Genomic DNA, 1,144 nt, shown 5'->3' with positions numbered 1-1,144 from the left:
CCGAGGGCGGCGCCGGGGTCCCCGGCCCTTCCGAGCGCGACTCGAGCCTGCTCGATCGCGACAAGATTCCGTCCAACACCGAGGTGCTGACCTCGGCGGATTTCAGCCGCAACTATTCGACCAACTTCCTGGACTCGGTGAACCGCAAGCTGCCCGGCGTCACGCTCACCGACCAGACCGGCAACCCGTTTCAGCGCACGCTTGATTATCGCGGCTTCGTCGCCTCGCCGGTTCAGGGCACGCCGCAGGGCATCGCGGTCTATCAGAACGGCGTGCGCATCAACGAATCCTGGGGCGACGTGGTCAACTGGGATTTCATCCCGGAAAAGGCCATCGACCGGGTTTCGCTGGTGCCCAACAACCCGATCTTCGGCCTGAACGCGATCGGCGGCGCGCTCAGCATCCAGATGAAGAACGGCTTCACCTATCAGGGCTCCGAGGCGGAACTGTTCGGCGGCTCCTACGGGCGCGTGCAGGGCGCCGTGCAGGCCGGCGGCCAGCGGGACAACATCTCCGCCTATGCGGCGTTTGAATCCGCCTATGATCGCGGCTGGCGCGACCATGCGAACTCCTCGCACATCAACCGGATGTATGTCGACGTCGGCGCGCGCAACGATGACACCGAATTCCACGTCAATTTCACCGGGGCCAGCAACCTGCTCGGCAACGTCGCGGCAACGCCGGTCGAGTTGCTCAACCAGCGCTGGTCGAGCGTCTACACCTGGCCGCAATCGACGCTGCTGCAGCTCGCCTTCGTCAACGCGACGTTGAACCACAATTTCTCGGACACATGGTCGTTCCAGGGCAACGCCTATTTCCGCGGCTTCCGGCAGACCCATGTCGACGGCAACGGCACTGACGTTGCGCCATGCGACGATCCCACCACTTTGTGCATCGGCGACGGCCTTCCGGTCTTCGGTCCGGCGGACGGCCCAGCCACTCCGAACACGCTCGGCAACGCCTTCCTTGGCGAGATCGATCGCAACCGGGCCGCGACCAACAGCTACGGCGGTACGGCGCAGTTGACCAACTCGGACAAGCTGTTCGGGCACGACAACCACGTCGTGATGGGTGTCAGCGTCGATCACGGCAATACGAAGTTCACCGCAACCAGCGAGCTCGGAACGATTGATCCGAATAATCT

General features: G+C 63.6%; 1 protein-coding gene. It reads left to right on the top strand.

Annotation, left to right across the window (positions count from 1 at the left end; all coding sequences use genetic code 11):
• Positions 1-1,144, top strand: a 1,144-nt coding sequence (locus tag AC628_RS40855; RefSeq protein WP_245321598.1) for a TonB-dependent receptor plug domain-containing protein, incomplete at both ends; no start/stop codon positions are given.

This window comes from Bradyrhizobium sp. NAS96.2 (genome assembly GCF_001908235.1).
In the GTDB taxonomy this organism is placed as follows: Bacteria; Pseudomonadota; Alphaproteobacteria; order Rhizobiales; family Xanthobacteraceae; genus Bradyrhizobium.
The sequence above is the reverse complement of the archived record's forward strand: the minus strand, read 5'-3'. Positions and strand labels throughout refer to the sequence as shown.